Origin of the sequence: Nonomuraea sp. NPDC049269 (assembly GCF_043197155.1) — a bacterium.
Lineage (GTDB): Bacteria > Actinomycetota > Actinomycetes > Streptosporangiales > Streptosporangiaceae > Nonomuraea.
In genome coordinates this window covers 610,785-627,980 of the sequence record NZ_JBICSO010000004.1, presented here as the reverse complement: position 1 = coordinate 627,980, position 17,196 = coordinate 610,785, and the positions used below count along the sequence as shown (strand labels likewise).

Genomic DNA, 17,196 nt, shown 5'->3' with positions numbered 1-17,196 from the left:
TAAGGATCCGTACGAACTTTATCCAAGGAGTTTTGTAGGGATCCTACAGTGGGGGTTTCGGCGTTGTTACGTTAGGGCCCGCCAGGTAACGGCGCTCTCCGAAAGCCTGCCGAGAATCAGCCCCACCTGCAAGGTGAAGGCCGATCTGCCTTCCGTCGGCTGGTATCCGGTCAGCTCGGTGATCTTCTTGAGCCGGTAGCGGACGGTGTTGGGGTGGACGAACAGCAGCCGGGCCGTGGCCTCCAACGAGGTGCCCTGCTCCAGGTACGTGGCCAGCGTATCGAGAAGCGGCGTGCCGGCGAGCGGCAGGAACACGTTCTCGATGAGCTGCTCCCTGGCGTCGTCGTCGCCGTCGAGCGCCCGTTCGGCGAGCAGGTCCTCGGCGTGCACCGGGCGGGGCGCGTCGGGCCAGCCGGACGACGCCTTCAGTCCGGCCAGCGCCGCCTTGGCCGATCTGGCGGCGGCGTGCAGGTCGGGCACCTCCGGGCCGATGACGATCGGGCCCTCCCCGAAGCGGGCCACGACCTGCTTGGCCGCGGCGTCCACGCTGTTGGCGCCGCCCACGATCACGATCAGCCGGTCGGCCTGCACTCCGGCGAGCAGGTCCATGCCGATGCGGCGGCCCTTCTCGCGCAGCCCGTCGATCACCGCGCGCGGGTCGTCCTCGGGGGCGCGGCCCGCGATCACGACGACGGGGGAGGAGGTCCAGCCCAGCGCGGCGGCCCAGGAGTGCAGCCCGTCGTCGACCTCGCCGCGCACCAGCGCGTCGACGATCAGCGCCTCCAGCCGGGCGTCCCACGCGCCCCTGGCCTCGGCCTCGCGGGCGTAGACGTGGGCGGCGGCGAAGGCCACGTCGCGGGTGTAGCGGAGCATGGCCTGTTCGAGCTGGTCCTCGCCGCCCGGCGCGGCCAGTTCGTCGGTCTGCGCCTCGACCACCTCCACGACGATCCTGACGATGTCGACGGTCTGCTGGAGCGAGATCGACCGCTTCAGCTCGCGTGGCGCGGTGCCGAAGAACTCGATGCTGGGCGTGGGCCGGTTCTCGCCCGCGTGCTGGAACCACTCCACGAACGCGGCGATGCCGGCCTGCGCCACCAGGCCCACCCAGGAGCGGTCCTCGGCGCTGAGGGCGCGGAACCACGACAGTTGATCGTCCATGCGCGCCATGGCCGCGGTGCCGAGCGAGCCCATGGCCCGCTCCAGCCTGCGCGTGGTGTCCTCCCGGGTCCGGTCTGTCACGTCTCCTAGAGTGCCAGGTCGGATCAGATGACCGCGACCGCGGTGATGAGCCCGATGGCCACGTGGGTGACGGCGAGCAGCCGGGCGCCCGGCTGCAGCTCGGGCTCCTTGACCAGGTCGCGTACCGAGATGCCGACCAGCTTGTCGAAGATGAGCATGGCCACGGTCTGCACCACGATGCCCACCAGCCCGAAGACGGCGGTCCCGGCCAGGCCCTCGGTGAGCCGGCCGCCCGACGACCAGATGGAGGCCGCGACGATCAGGCCCACCGCGGCCAGCGCCGAGGTGGCCAGCAGCGTGGCGTTGGGGTTGCGCTCGGTGCGGATGACCGAGCTCAGCTTGCCGGGCGTGGCGAGGTCGATCACGTAGAAGCCGACGATCAGCAGCACGACGCCCACGGCGGCGTAGGCGGCGATGGCGCCCGCGCCGCGGGCGAGGGTCTCCAGCAGGGTCATGGGTGCTCGATTCGGTGAGGTACGAAGGAAGAGGTGTCGTCGGTGATCAGGCCTGTAGTCTCCCTGATACCCAATCCGGCGGCCTCGTCGGCGATCACCCAGGCGCCGAGCACCGGCCGCTCGCCTTCGAAGTCGGGCAGGGCGTCGAACCCCTGGAAGACGTAGCCCTCCTGACCGTAGGAGCCGGGCGTCTCCTGGGTGCCGTCCGGCGTGACGATGCGCATCGACGCGCCCTCCCTGCCCAGGAGCGGCTTGGCGATGTAGGAGTCCAGGTCGCGGGGGCCGTCGAGGTAGGCGGGCAGCAGATTGGGATGGCCCGGATAGAGCTCCCACAGGACGGCCAGCAGCGCCTTGTTCGACAGCAGCGTCTTCCACAGCGGCTCGATCCAGGTCGCGTGCCGTACGGCGTGCCGTCCGAACGGGTCGGCCAGCATCCACTCCCACGGGTAGAGCTTGAACGCCGAGCGGATCATCCGCTCCTCGACGTCGACGAAGCGGCGGTTGAGCTCGTCCCAGCCGATGTCCTCCATGGCGACGGCGACCGTGCTCAGCCCGGCCTGCTCGGCGGTCTCCTGGAGGTAGGCCAGGGTCATCGCCTCCTCGCCGGTCTCGTCCATGTTCGTCCAGGCGAAGTGGATCGGCCCCGTGGGCAGGGTCAGCTCGCGCCAGCGGTCGATGAGCCGTTCGTGGATGGAGTTCCACTGGTCGCCGTCGGGATGGACGTCCTTGAGCCAGAACCACTGCGCCACCGACGACTCGACGAGCGAGGTGGGCGTGTCGGCGTTGTACTCCAGCAGCTTGGCCGGGCCCGTGCCGTCGTAGCGCAGGTCGAAGCGGGCGTACAGGTGCGGATCGCGCCGTTCCCAGGAGCGCGCCACGTCCCCCTCCGCCCAGGAGGGGATGGCGAAGTCGGCGTAGCGCCCGGTCGAGACGACGTGCTCCACGGCGCGCAGACACATCCCGTGCAGCTCCTCGACCTGCTCCTCCAGCTCCTCCACCTCCTCCAGGGAGAAGACGTAGTGGATGGACTCGTCCCAGTAGGGCCGGGTGAGTCCTTCCGGGTGGGCGGCTCGGTGGTAGGCCAGGCCCTGGCTCTCGATCGTCTTCTCCCAGCCGTCCCTGGGAGTGCCGTGTTCGCGCCGCACCGTCAGCCGCCGCCGCTCCAGTGGCTGCCGAAGCCGCCACGCTGGATGGAGCGGCCGTTGCGGCTGGAGATGTTCACGTCGGAGGGGCGGTAGCTGGTGCCGGCGCGCACGCGCGTGCCGGTCCTGGTGCCGCCGTAGTACCAGTGGTACGCGCCGCGCGAACCCCCGTAGAAGTGGGTCGAGCCGTTGTCGTCATCGTCGCAGAGGGACTCGTCGACGATCTCGTACGAGCCGTCGCTCAGCTGGTTGTTCATGTCGACGCAGTCGGCGGTCACGTCGTCGTCGTTCTGGGCCGAGCAGTAGCCCACCAAGAGGACGGACACGACGCCGAGGACGGACAGGGTGATCACCTTCGACGCCTTCGACCGCTTGGGGGCCTCCGGCGGGGGAGGCGGCACGGGCGGCGAGTATCCCATCAAGCTCCTGCTTTCATTGGCCGAACAGCCTATAGGCGCAGCTCTCGCGGGTTCAATGTCTACAAGGGACAGCTTGTATTTGGCTTGGGTACGTATCTACGCATGACACCGGTCGAGGCGCTGCGCGAGATCGCCTTCCTGCTCGAACGGGCCGGCGAGCCCACCTACCGCGTACGCGCCTTCCGCAACGCCGCCGCCGTCGTCTCCGACCTGCCCCACGACGAGCTGGTACGGCTGGCCCGGGTGGGCGGCCTGACCGAGCTGCCGGGCATCGGCAAGGTCACCGCACTGGCGATCACCGAGGCGCTGGACGGCGAGGTGCCCACGTACCTGCGCCGGATGCGCGCCACCGAGGGCGCCGACCTCGACGACGAGACCGCCTCGCTCAGGGCGGCGCTCAAGGGCGACCTGCACAGCCACTCGGACTGGTCCGACGGCGGCTCGCCGATCGAGGAGATGGCCGAGGCGGCCAAGGCGCTCGGCCACGAGTACTGGGCGCTGACCGACCATTCGCCCCGCCTGACCGTGGCCGGCGGACTGTCGGCCGAGCGGCTCAGGAAGCAGCTCGACCAGGTAGAACGGCTCAACGAGCGGCTCGCGCCGTTCAGGATCCTGACCGGCGTCGAGGTCGACATCAACCTCGACGGCACGCTCGACCAGGAGCCCGAGCTGCTGGAGCGGCTCGACGTCGTGGTGGCCAGCGTGCACTCCAAGCTGCGGATGAGCGGCCATGAGATGACCCGGCGGATGGTGACGGCGATCGCGAACCCGCACGTGGACGTGCTCGGCCACTGCACGGGACGGGTCGTGCAGGCGGGCGGCCGGCGGGGGCGGGTCCGGCCGGAGTCGGACTTCGACGCCGAACTGGTCTTCGAGGCGTGCCGGCGGTTCGGGGTCGCGGTCGAGATCAACTCGCGGCCCGACCGGCTCGACCCGCCGAAACGGCTGCTGCGGCTGGCCTACGAGATGGGCTGCGACTTCGCGATCGACTCCGACGCGCACGCGCCCGGCCAGCTCGACTGGCAGCGCCACGGCTGCGAGCGCGCCGCCCGGTGCGGCATCGAGGCGGCGCGGATCGTCAACACCTGGCCGCTCGCCGATCTGCTGGCGCGTCAGGCCTGAATTCTGTCGGCGCGTCACGCTTGAATCGGGATCGCCTGCCTGGTAGGGGCTTTGGGGGCGCGATTGTCGGTGGCGCGGCGTAACGTCACGGGTGTGAACCGTACCGACCGGCTGTACGCGCTCGTCGAGGACCTGCGCGCGATCTCGCCACGCTGCCGTTCCGCCCGGGAGCTCGCCAAGCGGTTCGAGGTCAGTGCGCGCACGATCGAGCGCGACATCACCGCGCTGCAGGAGTCAGGGGTGCCGATCTACGCCGAGCCGGGGCGCAAGGGCGGCTACGCGATCGACAAGAAGATGTCGCTGCCCCCGCTCAACTTCACCCCCGCCGAGGCGGTCGCCATCGCGGTGGCGCTGAGCCGGGCGGGCGACCAGCCCTTCGGCAGGCAGGCGCGCAGCGCGCTGCGCAAGGTGGTCGCGGCCATGCCGGGGCCGGAGGGCGAGCTGGCCAGGGAGCTGGCGCGACGGGTGCAGATGGTCGCCGAGCCCCCCGAGCCGGGTGCCGAGATCCAGCCGCTGGGCGGCGAGGGCATCTCCCGGGCGATCGAGGAGGCCCTGCTGCGCCGCCGCGTGCTCAGGCTCGACTATGCCGACGCGAAGGGCGCGCTGACCTCGCGCGACGTCGAGCCGGGGGTGTTCCTGGGCGGTCGCGGTGGTTTCTGGTATCTCGTGGCGTGGTGCCGCCTGCGCGATGACGTGCGGGTCTTCCGGCTCGACCGGATCGCCGCGGCCTCGGTCACCGCCGAGCGCTGCCCCGACCGGCCGCTCGAAGGGTTCGCCCCCGATGTTCCGGAGATGATCGTGCACGGCACGATGCTCGATTAATCAATCGAAAACACCGACATAGGGTTGTCGCCTGGCCGTTAGATCGTTGTCTTGTTCGAGAAACAAGGGAGACGACTATGGACAACACGGTTACCTGGTTCGAGGTCGCGACCGACGACCCCGAAGGTGCCCAGCAGTTTTACGGCGGCTTGTTCGGTTGGACGTTCGCTGCTTCCGAGGGCGGCCCGATCGACTACCGGATGATCGGCTATCCCGGTGGTGAGCAGCCCGGTGGTGGCCTCTACAACACCAAGGGCGAGGTCCCCGGCCACGCGATCTTCCACGTGCAGGTGGCCGACGTGGAGCAGAAGTGCCTTGAGACCGAGTCGCTCGGCGGCAAGGTCGTCACGAAGGTCATCGACGACGGCGCGGGCACCGACTTCGCCTACCTTCAGGACAGCTCGGGCAACCTCTTCGGGATCTTCCACCGCAGGTGACCCGGCCGAGCGTGCACCCAGGAAGGCACCTTCCCCGCTGACCGGGCACGCGCGCGAGCCGCTCAGGCGAGCGGTCACCCGCCCTGGACCCGCTGCCGACCGCCGAGTGGCGGCGTGTCCAGGGCCTCACCGTGTCATAGCGAGGCGGCCGTCAGCCAGCGGTCCAGGAGGGCGCGGTCGCCGTGGACGGTCAGCCCGTCGGGGGAGCGCCTGCCGTACAACATGAGCAGCAGGTCGCTCACCGGGGCTTGGACGGCGACGTCGCCCTTCGCGTGGCCCCGCGCCCAGGTGATCCGGCCCGCCGGGCCCTGGGTGAGGGTCCATTCGCCGTCGGCGTCGCCGGCGTGGAGGTGGATCGTGGCCCCCTCCGCGCCGAGCTCCGCCAGCCGCTTGGTGACCCAGGAGGCGTGCGGCAGGGAGTCCAGCAACTCCTCGATCCCGTCGATCGCGACCGGCGCGGCGACGACGGGCGCCAGGCCGGCCGCGAGCTCGGCGTCACAGCGGTGGACGACCAGCTCGAACAGCATCCGCCGGGCCCACCAGCCCGCGCGCCGGTCGCCGCCCCAGGTCCAGACCGGCGTGTCCGGGTCCGTCGCGCGCAGCGTGGCGACCAGCTCCCGCGCGCCCGCCACCAGCCAGGCGGGATCGCCGCGCTCTCCCTCGGCCAGGCCGTTGGGCACCTGACGGGGCCAGATCGGCTCCTGCCGCCGCGTCTCCACGATGTGCACCACCCACCGGTGCAGGGAGCCGACGTGCGTGATCAGGTCCGCCAGGGTCCAGCCGGGGCAGGGCGGCACCGGAGTAGCGGGATCGGCGCCGCTGGTCAGCTCGGCCAGCCGGGCGGTCTCGCTCTCCACCTGCGGGCGATAGTCCGTCACACGACCGAGCCTAGGTCAGACCGCCTTGCAGGAGGCGCCCTTCTCGGGCACCTTTCCGGCCAGCAGGTAGGAGTCGACGAACCGCTTGACGCACTTGTTGCCCGACAGGTACGAGCCGTGCCCCTCGCCCTCGTACGTGACCAGCGTGGCCGTCTTGAGCTGCGCGGTCAGCTTGGGCGCCCACTCGTACGGCGTGGCCGGGTCGCCCTTGCCGCCCACCACCACGATCGGCCCCGAGCCCGTCGCGTCGACGTGCCTGGCCTCGTCGCTGCCCTTGACCGGCCAGACGCTGCACAGCCCGCCCGCGCCCTCGCTGCCGAACAGCGGCGACAGCTTCACGGCCGCGTCCTCGGTGCGCCGCAGCGTGGCCTCGTCGGGCCGTTCGGCGGTGTCGGCGCAGGTGATCGCCGGGAAGCTGGTCATCTGCGTGGAGTACGCGCCGTTCGGCGACCTGCCGCTGTAGGAGTCGGCCAGGTAGAGCAGCGCCTGCCCCTGGCCCTTGAGCGCCGCGCCGAGCGCGTTGCCCAGGAACGGCCAGGCGAACTGTGAGTAGAGGGCGGCGGCGACGCCGGTGGAGGCCAGACCCTGGGTGAGGTCCCGATCGCCGACCTTGATCGGCTTGGCGGCGAGCCGGTTCATCAGCTGATCGACGTTCGCGCTGGCCGTCGCCACGTCGTTGCCGACCTCACAGCTGCCGCCCTTGACGCAGTCCTTCAGGAAGCTCTCGTACGCCTGCTGGAAGCCGCGGGTCTGGGCCAGCGTGCGCTGCTCGAAGGTGACCGTGGGGTCGAGCGGGGCGTCGAGCACCGTACGGCCGACCTTCTTGGGGAACTCGGTGGCGTAGACCCCGCCGAGCTGCGTGCCGTACGACATGCCGAAGTAGTTGAGCTTCGCGTCGCCCACCGCGGCGCGCAGCCGGTCCATGTCGCGGGCGGTGTTGACCGTGCCGACGTACGGCAGGATCTTGCCGGAGTTCTTCTCGCAGAGGTCGGCGAACTTCTTGTTGGCCGCGTCGCCCTCCTCGCGGGTCTGCTCGGTGTCGGGCAGCGTGTCGAGGGCCATGAACTCATCCATTTCCTTGCCATCGCCGCACCGCACCCCCGAGCTCCGCTCGACGCCGCGCGGGTCGAAGCTGACCAGGTCATAGCGGGTACGCAGGCTGGTCAGCGACTTGGCGGCCTGGTCGAGCGTGTCGACGCCGGAGCCGCCCGGACCGCCGAAGTTGAACACCAGTGAGCCCAGCCGCTTGCTCTGGTCGGTGGCGGGGAGCTTGATGAGCGCGATCTCGATCTTGTCGCCATCGGGGTCTGCGTAGTCGAGGGGCACGGCCAGTTTCCCGCAACGCACGGAGGTGTCCTGCCTGGCCGGCTTCTGTCCGTTGGGCCGCTTGATGTCCGTGCACGGCCCCCAGGCGATCTGCTGGGCGGCGCCGACATCCCCGTCGACGGCCGGTTTCGCCGGTGCGCTCATGCAGGCGGCCGCCGTTGTGGCAAGCGTGACAGCGGCTAGGACGCGTCGCATTTCCATCTCCCCCTCGGACTCTCAGGGGGAAGTTTTCCCCACAATACGCGAGTCCGTACCAACGGAGCGAGGTGGCACGTAACCCCTCCCCAGCGTGTCGGCCCGAAAGGGCGACGCCCTCGCGGAAGATCTTCCGCGAGGGCGTCGTCGTCCGTCGTGGCGTGCTCAGACGCCCATCGACTGGGTGTCGTTGCTCTCCGCGCCACCGGCCTCGGTCACGCCGTTCTTGAGGTGGTAGCGGGCGATCGCCTCGCGCAGCACCTCGCCGTCGAGCTCGCCACGCTTGACCAGGCTGGTCAGCACGGCCAGCGTGATCGAGGCGGCGTCGACGTGGAAGTGGCGGCGCAGTGCGGACCGGGTGTCGGACAGGCCGAACCCGTCGGTGCCCAGCGAGGACCAGTCACCCGGCACCCACTGCGCGATCTGGTCCTGCACGGCCTTCATGTAGTCGCTGACGCCCACGAACGGGCCGCTGGCCTGCGAGAGGGCCTGGGTGACGTACGGGACGCGCGGCTCGGCGTCCGGGTTGAGCAGGTTGTGCTCCTCGCACTCCAGGGCGTCGCGGCGCAGCTCGGTCCAGGAGGTCGCCGACCACACGTCGGCCGACACGCCCCATTCCTCGGCCAGCAGCCGCTGGGCCTCGACGGCCCACGGCCCCGCTACGCCCGACGACAGGATGTTGGCCTTCGGCCCCTGCGTCTGAGGCGCCTCGGCGAACCGGTAGAGGCCCTTGAGCAGGCCCTGCACGTCGAGGTCCGCGGGCTGCGGAGGCTGCGTGTAGGGCTCGTTGTAGATCGTCAGATAGTAGAAGACGTTCTCCTGCTCCTCGCCGTACATCCGGCGCAGGCCGTCCTTGACGATGTGCGCGACCTCGAAGGCCCACGACGGGTCGTAGGAGACCGCGGCCGGGTTCGTCGAGGCGATCAGCGGGGTGTGGCCGTCCTCGTGCTGCAGGCCCTCGCCGTTGAGCGTGGTGCGGCCGGCCGTCGCGCCGAGCAGGAAGCCGCGGCCCATCTGGTCGGCCATCTGCCACATCTGGTCGCCGGTGCGCTGCCAGCCGAACATCGAGTAGAAGATGTAGATCGGGATCATGTGCTCGCCGTGCGTGGCGTAGGCCGTGCCCGCCGCGATCGCCGAGGCCATCGAGCCCGACTCGGTGATGCCCTCGTGCAGGATCTGGCCCTGGGTGTGCTCCTTGTACGACAGCAGCAGCTCCCGGTCGACGGCCTCGTACGTCTGGCCGTGCGGAGAGTAGATCTTCGCCGTCGGGAACATCGCGTCGAGGCCGAACGTACGGGCCTCGTCGGGGATGATCGGCACGAACCGGTGGCCGATCTCCTTGTCGCGCATCAGGTCCTTCAGCAGGCGGACGAAGGCCATCGTGGTGGCCACCTGCTGCTTGCCCGATCCCTTGCCGAACTGCTCGTAGACGTTGTCAGCGGGCAGCTTGACCGGCTTGGCGCGCGTGACGCGCTTGGGCAGCATGCCGCCCATGGCCGCGCGCCGCTCCTTCATGTACTCGATCTCGGGGTCGTTGTCGCCCGGGTGGAAGTACGGGGGCAGCTCGCCTTCGAGCGCGGAGTCGGGGATCGGCAGGTAGAGCCGGTCGCGGAACTCCTTCAGCTCGGCCTTGGTGAGCTTCTTCATCTGGTGGGTGGCGTTGCGCGCCTCGAAGTCCTTGCCGAGCGTCCAGCCCTTGATGGTCTGGGCCAGGATCACCGTCGGCTGGCCGACGTGCTCGCGGGCCGCCTTGAACGCCGCGTAGACCTTGCGGTAGTCGTGGCCGCCGCGCGACAGCTTGCGGATGTCGTCGTCGGACAGGTGCTCGACCATCTTGCGCAGGCGCGGGTCGCCGCCGAAGAAGTTGTCGCGGATGTAGCCGCCGGACTCCACGGAGTAGGTCTGGAACTGGCCGTCGGGCGTGGTGTTCATCTGGTTGACCAGCACGCCGTCGACGTCGGCCGCCAGCAGCGGGTCCCAGTCGCGGCCCCAGACGACCTTGATGACGTTCCAGCCGGCGCCGCGGAAGTAGGACTCCAGCTCCTGGATGATCTTGCCGTTGCCGCGTACCGGGCCGTCGAGCCGCTGCAGGTTGCAGTTGATGACGAACGTGAGGTTGTCGAGCTCCTCGCGGGCCGCCAGGCCGATCGCGCCGAGCGACTCGGGCTCGTCCATCTCGCCGTCGCCCAGGAACGCCCACACGTGGCTGCGGCTGGTGTCCTTGAGCTGGCGGTTGAGCAGGTAGCGGTTGAACCGCGCCTGGTAGATCGCCCCGATCGGCCCCAGGCCCATCGAGACGGTCGGGAACTCCCAGAAATCGGGCATGAGCCGCGGGTGCGGGTAGGAGGGCAGGCCGTGGAAGCCGTGCGACAGCTCCTGCCGGAACGCGTCGAGCTGCGCCTCGTTGAGGCGGCCCTCCAGGTAGGCGCGGGCGTAGATGCCCGGCGCGGCGTGGCCCTGGAAGAAGACCTGGTCGCCCGACTCGCCGTGGTCCTTGCCGCGGAAGAAGTGGTTGAAGCCCACCTCGTACAGGGACGCGGCCGAGGCGTAGGTGGCTATGTGGCCGCCGACATTGGTGCGCGCGTTGGCGCGGGACACCATGATCGCGGCGTTCCAGCGGATGTAGGCGCGGATCCGCCGCTCGACGTGCTCGTCGCCGGGGAACCAGGGCTCGCGCTCCGGCGGGATCGTGTTGATGTAGTCGGTGCTGCGCAGGCCCGGCACGCCGACCTGGTGCTCACGAGCCCGCTCCAGCATGCGGAGCATGAGGTAGCGGGCCCTGCTGCGGCCCTCCGTCTTGACCACATTGTCGAGGGACTCGAGCCACTCGTTGGTCTCACTGGGGTCGACATCAGGTAGTTGGCTGGGTAGGCCATCGCTGATGATCGAAAATCGCTGGCGTCCGGAAGCCACTGGGTCTCGCCTTCCGAGGATGACTGATGTCTGGTCTGGGTCGCCTTCCATCCTGGTCGCTTGCCGTAGAAAGTGCATCTCTACTGGCGGGTAACCAGGGTGTCCCTGCTGGCAGGGTCACGATTGGTGGCCTAGACCACCGATGGTAGGACGAATCCCGGGCCAAGGTTACAGGGGGCGGCCAATTTAACAAGTACGGAAAAGCTACGAAATTTCACCATGCAGGTCCTGAGAGTGTCCCCGGAGGGGGATGGCGTCACTCGCGCGGGCGCGATCGGGCGGGGGCGCGAGGACGCACTGTAACGGTTCGGTCATGATTCTCCCTCCGCCTTCAGAGGGAGGCGGATATGCCTCTTTCCGTACGGGCGTCCGCGTACGAGTCTGGAGGTATGAACGCGACGATAGGCGATCGGCTTCTGGTGCACGGCAACACCGTCGGTGAGCGGGACCGCAACGGGGTCATCATCGAGGTCAAGGGATCCGACGGCGGGCCCCCGTACATTGTGCGGTTCGACGATGGGCACACGGGCCTGGTGTTTCCCGGCCCCGATGCGGTCGTCGTACCTAAGTAGGATTCGTGTGTGAGATCTCAGATCATCTCCGTGGCCACGGGCTCGCGGGAGACGGTGCACGACATCACCTCGGAATGCGCGGACTTCGTGCGGGCTCTGGGGGAAGACGGGCTGCTGCACGTCTTCGTCCCGCACGCGACCGCCGGGGTGGCACTGATCGAACTGGGGTCGGGCAGCGATGACGATCTCGTCGCCGCCCTGCGCGACCTGCTACCGGCCGACGACAGGTGGCGTCACGCCCACGGGTCGCCCGGTCATGGCAGGTCACACGTCATGCCCGCGCTCATCCCGCCGTACGCGACCATCCCCGTGCTCGGCGGGCGGCTGGCGCTGGGCACCTGGCAGTCCATCGCACTCGTCGACCTCAACGTCGACAACCCGCAACGCCAGGTACGCCTGTCGTTTTTGTCGGATTGATTCAGGCTGTCTGCGGCCGTACCCGTGGCGACCGTTGACGACTAAGGGTCACAGCGTGTGGACTGTCCCGAAGCGATAAACCGCATATGCGGGGCCACTCAAGCAGGAGGGATAAACGTGAGCGCGACCGCGGGTCAGGCGCAAAGTGAGCGCGGCCTGGCCGAACGGCTCGGCCTCAAGCCGGGTCAGGTGGTGCAGGAGATCGGTTGGGACGAGGACGTCGACGACGAGCTTCGCGACTCCATCGAGGACCTGACCGGTAACGAGTTGCTGGATGAGGAGACCGATGACGTCGTCGACGTGGTGCTGCTGTGGTGGCGCGACGGCGACGGGGACCTCTTCGACGTCCTCACCAACGCCATGCGAGCTCTCGCCGAAGCCGGCCAGATCTGGCTGCTGACTCCCAAGGCCGGGCGCGACGGCCATGTGGAGCCGAGCGACATCGGGGAGGATGCCGCTACCGCGGGTCTCTCGCAGACCAGCAGCATCTCCGCCGCGCCTGATTGGTCCGGGACCAGACTGGTCTCGCCGAAGGGCCGACGCTAGGGAGCCTGAGCGCCTGCCGTGCGGCAGGATGGCGTGTGTGAACGAACGTCCTGCCGAGGTCGGCGCCCTTGCTCCAGACTTCGAACTGCGGGACCAGCACGGCACTCCGGTGAAGCTGTCAGACTTCCGGGGGAGGAAGGTCGTGCTGGTCTTCTATCCGCTTGCCTTCAGCGGCGTATGCCATCAGGAGCTGTCGGCACTGCGTTATTTCCATGCCGACGCGCAGCTTCTCACCGTCTCGGTCGACTCCATGTTCACGCATCGTGCCTGGTCGGATCGGGAGGGTTACGAATTTCCGCTGCTCTCCGATTTCTGGCCACATGGACAGGTCGCGCGGGCGTACGGTGTGTTCGATGACGAGAAGGGGATTTCTCGTCGGGGGACCTTCATCATCGACGGCGCGGGCGTGATCCGGTGGTCGGTGGTCAATCCGGCCGGCCAAGCGCGTGACGTGGCCGACTACATCAAGGCACTCGCCGACATTTCTTAACGGAGGAAACGATGCCCTGCTACCGCTGCGGGGCCCGGCAGACGGACCCCGTCCGTGGCGCCAGCCCGTGGAAGCGGGGGGTTCGCCGTGAGACCCAGGTGCTCATCTGCCCGGACTGTCAACGGCTGCACGACCTCGACCTCGAGGCCTGCGCCACCTGCGGGTCCACGACGCTGATCTGCCGTCTGGGCGAGGTGGAGTGCAGAGCCTGCGGATCCGTACGGCAGGCACGCGCGGACGCGTTCGTGGGGTCGGAGGCGATGGCGGGTTCGGGCGCTCCGCCCGGACTGTCGGCCGAGGTCGAGGCGGCGCTGAACCGGGTGCTCGGCCGGGCCTGACCCGGGGTGATCGTCGCAGCTTTCCGGACATTTGCTGAGCTGCGCTATCGTCTGCTGCGTGTCTGCAATGAGTTCGTTCGTGGTGGCGCTCGACGTCGGTGGCACGTCCATGAAGGGCGGCCTGGTCAGCGAGTCCGGCGCGGTACTCCTGAGCGAGCGTTGCCCCACCCCACGCACCGAGGGCCCGGAAGCCGTCGTGGCCGCCATCCGGGAGTTCATCAGCCACCTGGCCGCCTCCGGCGACGGCATCCCGGCAGGCGTCGGCCTGGCCGTGCCGGGGCTGGTGTCCGAGGACACGGCCGTCTACGCGGCGAACCTCGGCTGGCGTGACGTACCGGCCTCCGACTTCACCTCCCTCGACGTGCCGGTCATGCTCGGTCACGACGTACGCACCGGCGGTCTGGCGGAAAGCGTCCTCGGCGCCGGCCGTGGCGTGCCCGACTTCCTCTTCCTGCCCATCGGCACGGGCATCGCCGGCGCCATGATCGTCCACGGTCAGCCGTACGGCGGCTCCTCCGGCTGGGGCGGCGAGATCGGCCACATCCCGGTCTTCCCGGACGGCGAGCAGTGCGCGTGCGGCCAGCTCGGCTGCCTGGAGACGTACGCGTCGGCGGCCTCGGTCGGCAGACGCTACAGCCTCCGCTCCGGCATCGAGGACGTCCGCGCCGAACAGGTCGTCTCCTCGGACGACCCCCTGGCCGTGGAGGTGTGGGACGAGGCGGTAGAGGCCCTCTCGCTGGCCCTGGCCACGTACACGCTGCTCCTGGACCCGTCCATGATCGTCCTGGGCGGCGGCCTGGCCGAGGCGGGCCCCGCCCTCTTCGACCCCGTCCGCACCCGCCTCGTCAAACGCCTCGCCTTCCGCGACGCCCCACCCCTCCTTCCCGCCGCCCTGGGCGTCGACGCCGGCATGCTGGGCGCGGCCTTGCTGGGGTGGCGAGCGGCGGGGCGGGAGGACCTGGGGCCCGGGTGGGTGATGGATGTGCGATCGGAGCCGTTGGTGTCGTAAGGTGTAGTGCCGATCAGGGGCGGTTAGCTCAGCGGTAGAGCACTCGCCTTACAAGCGAGGGGTCACTGGTTCGATACCAGTACCGCCCACCAGGTAAAACAGTCCTCATCCGTAGATCGCGGAAACGGGTTTGGGGACGAAATGGGGACGATCTTCGGAAACGATCTTCCTTGCTGGCTCCAGAAGCTCATCCAGAAGTGGCACCGGAGAACGCCCATCCCCGATCTTCGCCCGCTCCACGAGACTCTCCTCCCACAGTTTCTGTAGCCCGTCCGTGATCTGCTTGAGCATCGCGGGCGACGTGTGCGAGTACGTCCCGACGATCCCCGGCAACTCATGGCCGAGCCGTTCCTCCGTCGCCACCAGCGGAACGCCCAACTCATCCAGCCACACCTTGTGCCCGTGCCGCTCCCCATGCGGCGTCAGGCCGCGCTTGACCGGCAGCCACGACACCAGATGATGTTGCTCGATGTCGTAGCGCCAGAATCCGCGACGCCGCGGCGGAGCGAACTCCACCCCCGCCTCGGCCGCCGGCCACGACCGGCGCACCACGCCCGGCCACGGCGCGTCCGCCACATCAGCGAGCACCGGGTAGCCCGGCCGATCCTCCGACCCCGGATGCCAGCCATCCGCCGCCGGCCGGAAGCGGCGCCGCGCGTAGTTCGAGCGCCTCTCGTGCCCGCCGTCCTCCGTCAGGAACATGTACCGGCCGCCACCGCAGCCCCGCGGCCCCGAGCAATTGCACTGGCCTGAGCCGCCCTGCATCTGCCGCGAGAGCAGATCCGACAGGAAAGGCGGGATGACGATGGACCGGTTCGAGTCGTCCTTCGGCGGCTTCTTCCTCCACTGGCCATTGTGCTCGTACACCTGCCACTCGACCTGGATGGACGACAGCAGGAAGTATCGGCATTGCAGGCCCCACAACTCGGCCCACCGCATGCCGGTGTAGGCGAGCGTGAGCGCGTGGATGAGTTCGTCCGGGCGCCCTGACAGGAGCGAGAGCCGCTCGCCAAGGAGGAGGACTTCGAGCGGCGTCGCCCACACGCGCTTCGCGCCGCGCGTCTTCGTTCGGCCGCTCTTCTTGCCGCGGTTGCGCTGCCGGACTGCGGGGTTGGCCTTAAGCAGGCCAGCCCCGACCGCGTCCGACAGCATCGTGTGCAGCAGCGTCCTGGCTGACGCCGCAGACGAGACGCTCCAATGCCGGTGAAGACTCAACTCCCACGCATTGATCGCCAGAGCATCCAGCAGCCGGAGAGGGAGATTGCCGAGGTCTGGCCCAATGTGCACCTGGATGTGCCACCGGTACCCGGAGATCGTCGTCTCCTCCAGGTGTTGGGCGGGCAGCCAGCGGCGCATCCACTCGCCGAGCGTGATGTCGCCCGACTTGGGGTCGCGCCACATGTCGCGCCGAATGTCGGCTTCCTGCGCTTCGGCATACTTCAGGGCCGCGGTCTTGGTGGTGAAACGGCGACCGTCGTCGCCGCGGATCGCGTTGCCCTTGCTGCCGTCGGCTTGGATGAAGCGTGCACGCCAGAACTCGCCCCGTTTTTCGGCGGATGCCATGGGGACCTCCATGAGGGTCGTTGGGGGTCGCTGGTTCCACGCTAGCCGAACACGCAAATATCCAGCACGGGATCGACGCCCACTTCGATCCTGCACTCCCTCTGCGGCGTGGCCGGCTCGGCTGCCTGCTCCGCGTTCGCGGACGGCTGAGCCGACTCCTGCGTCCTTGGCGGTGATGTCGTGGACGGAGGCGCGGCGGCAGTCGACGGCAGTTCGTCTTGCGCTGTGGGGCTGGACGTCGGCTCCGGCCTTCGGGTCCTCGTCCGCGTCGTCGGCTCCTCGGCCGGTTCCCGGGTGGGTTTGCTCGTCGGGCTGGGCTGGCCGAGCTCAGTGGGACTCTCTGACGCCTGCGTCTTCCTTGGCCTTGCGGGAAGCACCGGAGGCGATGACGTCTTGAGCGCGGGGGCGACCGTCACTAGTTCACGTTCGGGTGTCACGGTGAAGGTGGCCTGCGGCAGCGTGGCTGTGGCCACGATCGTGACAGTTGCCGGTGCCGGCCGAGCAGCTGGTGTGCCGAAGCCGTCCAGCACTGCGTTCGCGCCAACAACGCCGACCGAACCCGCAGCGACGGCGGAGATCGCCGCCCCCGCGATCTGGTGCTCGCGTCCCCACTGGATGACTCGTTCGGCCAGCCATCCGAGTGCTGCCCACACGTACAGGTCCGGGCGGAAGAGACTGAATGTGGCGCGGGGATTCTTGTCGGCGGCGTTGAGGATGACGAGTGGAGGCCGCCCTTCTCCTTGCGGCAGGGCGATGGCGGCGATCTCTGGCGGCAGGTTGCCGTGGCTCGGGATGGGCTCGATGTTGTGCCGGCCCATCATGCGGTGCCCTCGCGGACGAGGTTGCAGATGTAGCCCCATAAATAGGCTTCCCTCTGCGGGTCGGCCTTGCCTTGAGGGACGAGCATCACGGGCACCGTCTTACCGTCTATGACGACTCGGACCGTTCGCCGTCGCGCCCTTGCGGGTCGACGGAGTCCCTCGACAAAGTTGCGAGGAGGGGCGGCAGGGTCGTCGAGCTGCTCGGCGATGTGATCGACGCAGTTGAGCAGGGCGCGCATGTTCGCGCGGTCCCTCCAGGTTGTCTTCGAGAGCCGAACGGCGTTGTTGATCAGACTGTGGGGGGTTTCGGCCTCGTTCCCGTTGCCGTCGTCGTGGTTGTGTGCGCTGCTGGTGGTTCGGGACATCACGTCCAGCCGCCTCCTGAGGGTGGGCCGGTTGTTTCGTTCCCTTGTGCGTGGGTCTGCCGGGGTTCTCATATCACGCCTGTATTCGGATTCGGTCTAGCCCCTAATTGGCCATGTGACCGTTCTG

19 protein-coding genes and 1 tRNA gene are annotated in these 17,196 nt (G+C 68.9%); 10 read left to right on the top strand and 10 right to left on the bottom strand.

Going from position 1 to position 17,196, the window contains the following annotated elements:
- Nucleotides 1-66 precede the first annotated feature (66 nt).
- The 4 genes from ACGFNP_RS25795 to ACGFNP_RS25780 form a co-directional block, all read right to left on the bottom strand.
- Nucleotides 67-1,191, bottom strand: coding sequence for a helix-turn-helix domain-containing protein (locus ACGFNP_RS25795; RefSeq protein ID WP_358315734.1), 1,125 nt, complete (start codon nt 1,189-1,191; stop codon nt 67-69).
- A gap of 71 nt (nt 1,192-1,262) precedes the next feature.
- A complete protein-coding gene (locus tag ACGFNP_RS25790; RefSeq protein WP_214635711.1) occupies nt 1,263-1,694 on the bottom strand; it encodes a DUF350 domain-containing protein in 432 nt (143 codons plus the stop codon).
- A complete protein-coding gene (locus ACGFNP_RS25785) occupies nt 1,691-2,839 on the bottom strand; it encodes a glutathionylspermidine synthase family protein (protein WP_393322977.1) in 1,149 nt (382 codons plus the stop codon). Before ACGFNP_RS25785 ends, ACGFNP_RS25790 begins: the two co-directional genes overlap by 4 nt.
- A gap of 2 nt (nt 2,840-2,841) precedes the next feature.
- Nucleotides 2,842-3,255: a hypothetical protein gene (locus ACGFNP_RS25780; RefSeq protein WP_358315507.1), complete on the bottom strand. Its 414-nt coding sequence runs from the start codon at nt 3,253-3,255 to the stop codon at nt 2,842-2,844.
- Between the two features lie 102 nt (nt 3,256-3,357).
- Here ACGFNP_RS25780 and ACGFNP_RS25775 point away from each other — a divergent pair, with 102 nt between their 5' ends.
- From ACGFNP_RS25775 to ACGFNP_RS25765, 3 genes are all read left to right on the top strand, one after another.
- A complete protein-coding gene (locus tag ACGFNP_RS25775; RefSeq protein ID WP_358315504.1) occupies nt 3,358-4,377 on the top strand; it encodes a PHP domain-containing protein in 1,020 nt (339 codons plus the stop codon).
- Nucleotides 4,378-4,470: 93 nt separating this feature from the next.
- A complete protein-coding gene (locus ACGFNP_RS25770; protein ID WP_358315501.1) occupies nt 4,471-5,199 on the top strand; it encodes a YafY family protein in 729 nt (242 codons plus the stop codon).
- 77 nt (nt 5,200-5,276) lie between these two features.
- A complete protein-coding gene (locus ACGFNP_RS25765; RefSeq protein ID WP_358315498.1) occupies nt 5,277-5,636 on the top strand; it encodes a VOC family protein in 360 nt (119 codons plus the stop codon).
- Nucleotides 5,637-5,770: 134 nt separating this feature from the next.
- Here the strand turns inward: ACGFNP_RS25765 and ACGFNP_RS25760 are convergent, their stop codons facing one another.
- The 3 genes from ACGFNP_RS25760 to aceE all read right to left on the bottom strand — a co-directional run bounded on the left by ACGFNP_RS25760 (nt 5,771) and on the right by aceE (nt 10,999).
- Nucleotides 5,771-6,514, bottom strand: coding sequence for a maleylpyruvate isomerase family mycothiol-dependent enzyme (locus ACGFNP_RS25760; protein ID WP_358315494.1), 744 nt, complete (start codon nt 6,512-6,514; stop codon nt 5,771-5,773).
- A 15-nt stretch (nt 6,515-6,529) separates the two neighbouring features.
- Nucleotides 6,530-8,035 (bottom strand): alpha/beta hydrolase, encoded by a 1,506-nt coding sequence (locus tag ACGFNP_RS25755; protein ID WP_393322972.1) that lies wholly within the window; start codon nt 8,033-8,035, stop codon nt 6,530-6,532.
- A gap of 165 nt (nt 8,036-8,200) precedes the next feature.
- Nucleotides 8,201-10,999 carry a pyruvate dehydrogenase (acetyl-transferring), homodimeric type gene (gene aceE, locus ACGFNP_RS25750; protein ID WP_358315488.1) on the bottom strand — a complete coding sequence of 933 codons (2,799 nt, stop codon included), beginning with the start codon at nt 10,997-10,999 and terminating at the stop codon, nt 8,201-8,203.
- Nucleotides 11,000-11,337: 338 nt separating this feature from the next.
- Between aceE and ACGFNP_RS25745 the strand changes: the two genes are divergently transcribed.
- From ACGFNP_RS25745 to ACGFNP_RS25715, 7 genes are all read left to right on the top strand, one after another.
- Nucleotides 11,338-11,520 carry a DUF1918 domain-containing protein gene (locus ACGFNP_RS25745; protein WP_358315485.1) on the top strand — a complete coding sequence of 61 codons (183 nt, stop codon included), beginning with the start codon at nt 11,338-11,340 and terminating at the stop codon, nt 11,518-11,520.
- Between the two features lie 9 nt (nt 11,521-11,529).
- Complete coding sequence (locus ACGFNP_RS25740) at nt 11,530-11,937, top strand: secondary thiamine-phosphate synthase enzyme YjbQ (RefSeq protein ID WP_358023094.1); 408 nt, start codon at nt 11,530-11,532, stop codon at nt 11,935-11,937.
- 117 nt (nt 11,938-12,054) lie between these two features.
- Entirely contained in the window at nt 12,055-12,483 is a 429-nt protein-coding gene (locus ACGFNP_RS25735; protein ID WP_214635722.1) for a DUF3052 domain-containing protein, read from the top strand.
- A gap of 37 nt (nt 12,484-12,520) precedes the next feature.
- Nucleotides 12,521-12,973, top strand: a complete 453-nt coding sequence (locus ACGFNP_RS25730) for a peroxiredoxin (protein WP_393322966.1) — start codon at nt 12,521-12,523, stop codon at nt 12,971-12,973.
- Nucleotides 12,974-12,984: 11 nt separating this feature from the next.
- Nucleotides 12,985-13,311, top strand: coding sequence for a hypothetical protein (locus ACGFNP_RS25725; protein ID WP_358315478.1), 327 nt, complete (start codon nt 12,985-12,987; stop codon nt 13,309-13,311).
- Nucleotides 13,312-13,378: 67 nt separating this feature from the next.
- Nucleotides 13,379-14,320: an ROK family protein gene (locus tag ACGFNP_RS25720; RefSeq protein ID WP_393323652.1), complete on the top strand. Its 942-nt coding sequence runs from the start codon at nt 13,379-13,381 to the stop codon at nt 14,318-14,320.
- Nucleotides 14,321-14,337: 17 nt separating this feature from the next.
- A tRNA-Val gene (locus ACGFNP_RS25715) sits at nt 14,338-14,412 on the top strand.
- 13 nt (nt 14,413-14,425) lie between these two features.
- Here the strand turns inward: ACGFNP_RS25715 and ACGFNP_RS25710 are convergent.
- Genes ACGFNP_RS25710 through ACGFNP_RS25700 form a run of 3 tightly spaced genes read right to left on the bottom strand, consistent with a single transcriptional unit; the run spans nt 14,426 to nt 17,069 of the window.
- Nucleotides 14,426-15,883 (bottom strand): tyrosine-type recombinase/integrase, encoded by a 1,458-nt coding sequence (locus tag ACGFNP_RS25710; RefSeq protein ID WP_393322961.1) that lies wholly within the window; start codon nt 15,881-15,883, stop codon nt 14,426-14,428.
- A gap of 41 nt (nt 15,884-15,924) precedes the next feature.
- On the bottom strand, nt 15,925-16,704 hold the full coding sequence (locus ACGFNP_RS25705; protein WP_393322958.1) for a hypothetical protein: 780 nt from the start codon (nt 16,702-16,704) through the stop codon (nt 15,925-15,927).
- Nucleotides 16,701-17,069 carry a hypothetical protein gene (locus ACGFNP_RS25700; RefSeq protein ID WP_393322955.1) on the bottom strand — a complete coding sequence of 123 codons (369 nt, stop codon included), beginning with the start codon at nt 17,067-17,069 and terminating at the stop codon, nt 16,701-16,703. Before ACGFNP_RS25700 ends, ACGFNP_RS25705 begins: the two co-directional genes overlap by 4 nt.
- Nucleotides 17,070-17,196 lie beyond the last annotated feature (127 nt).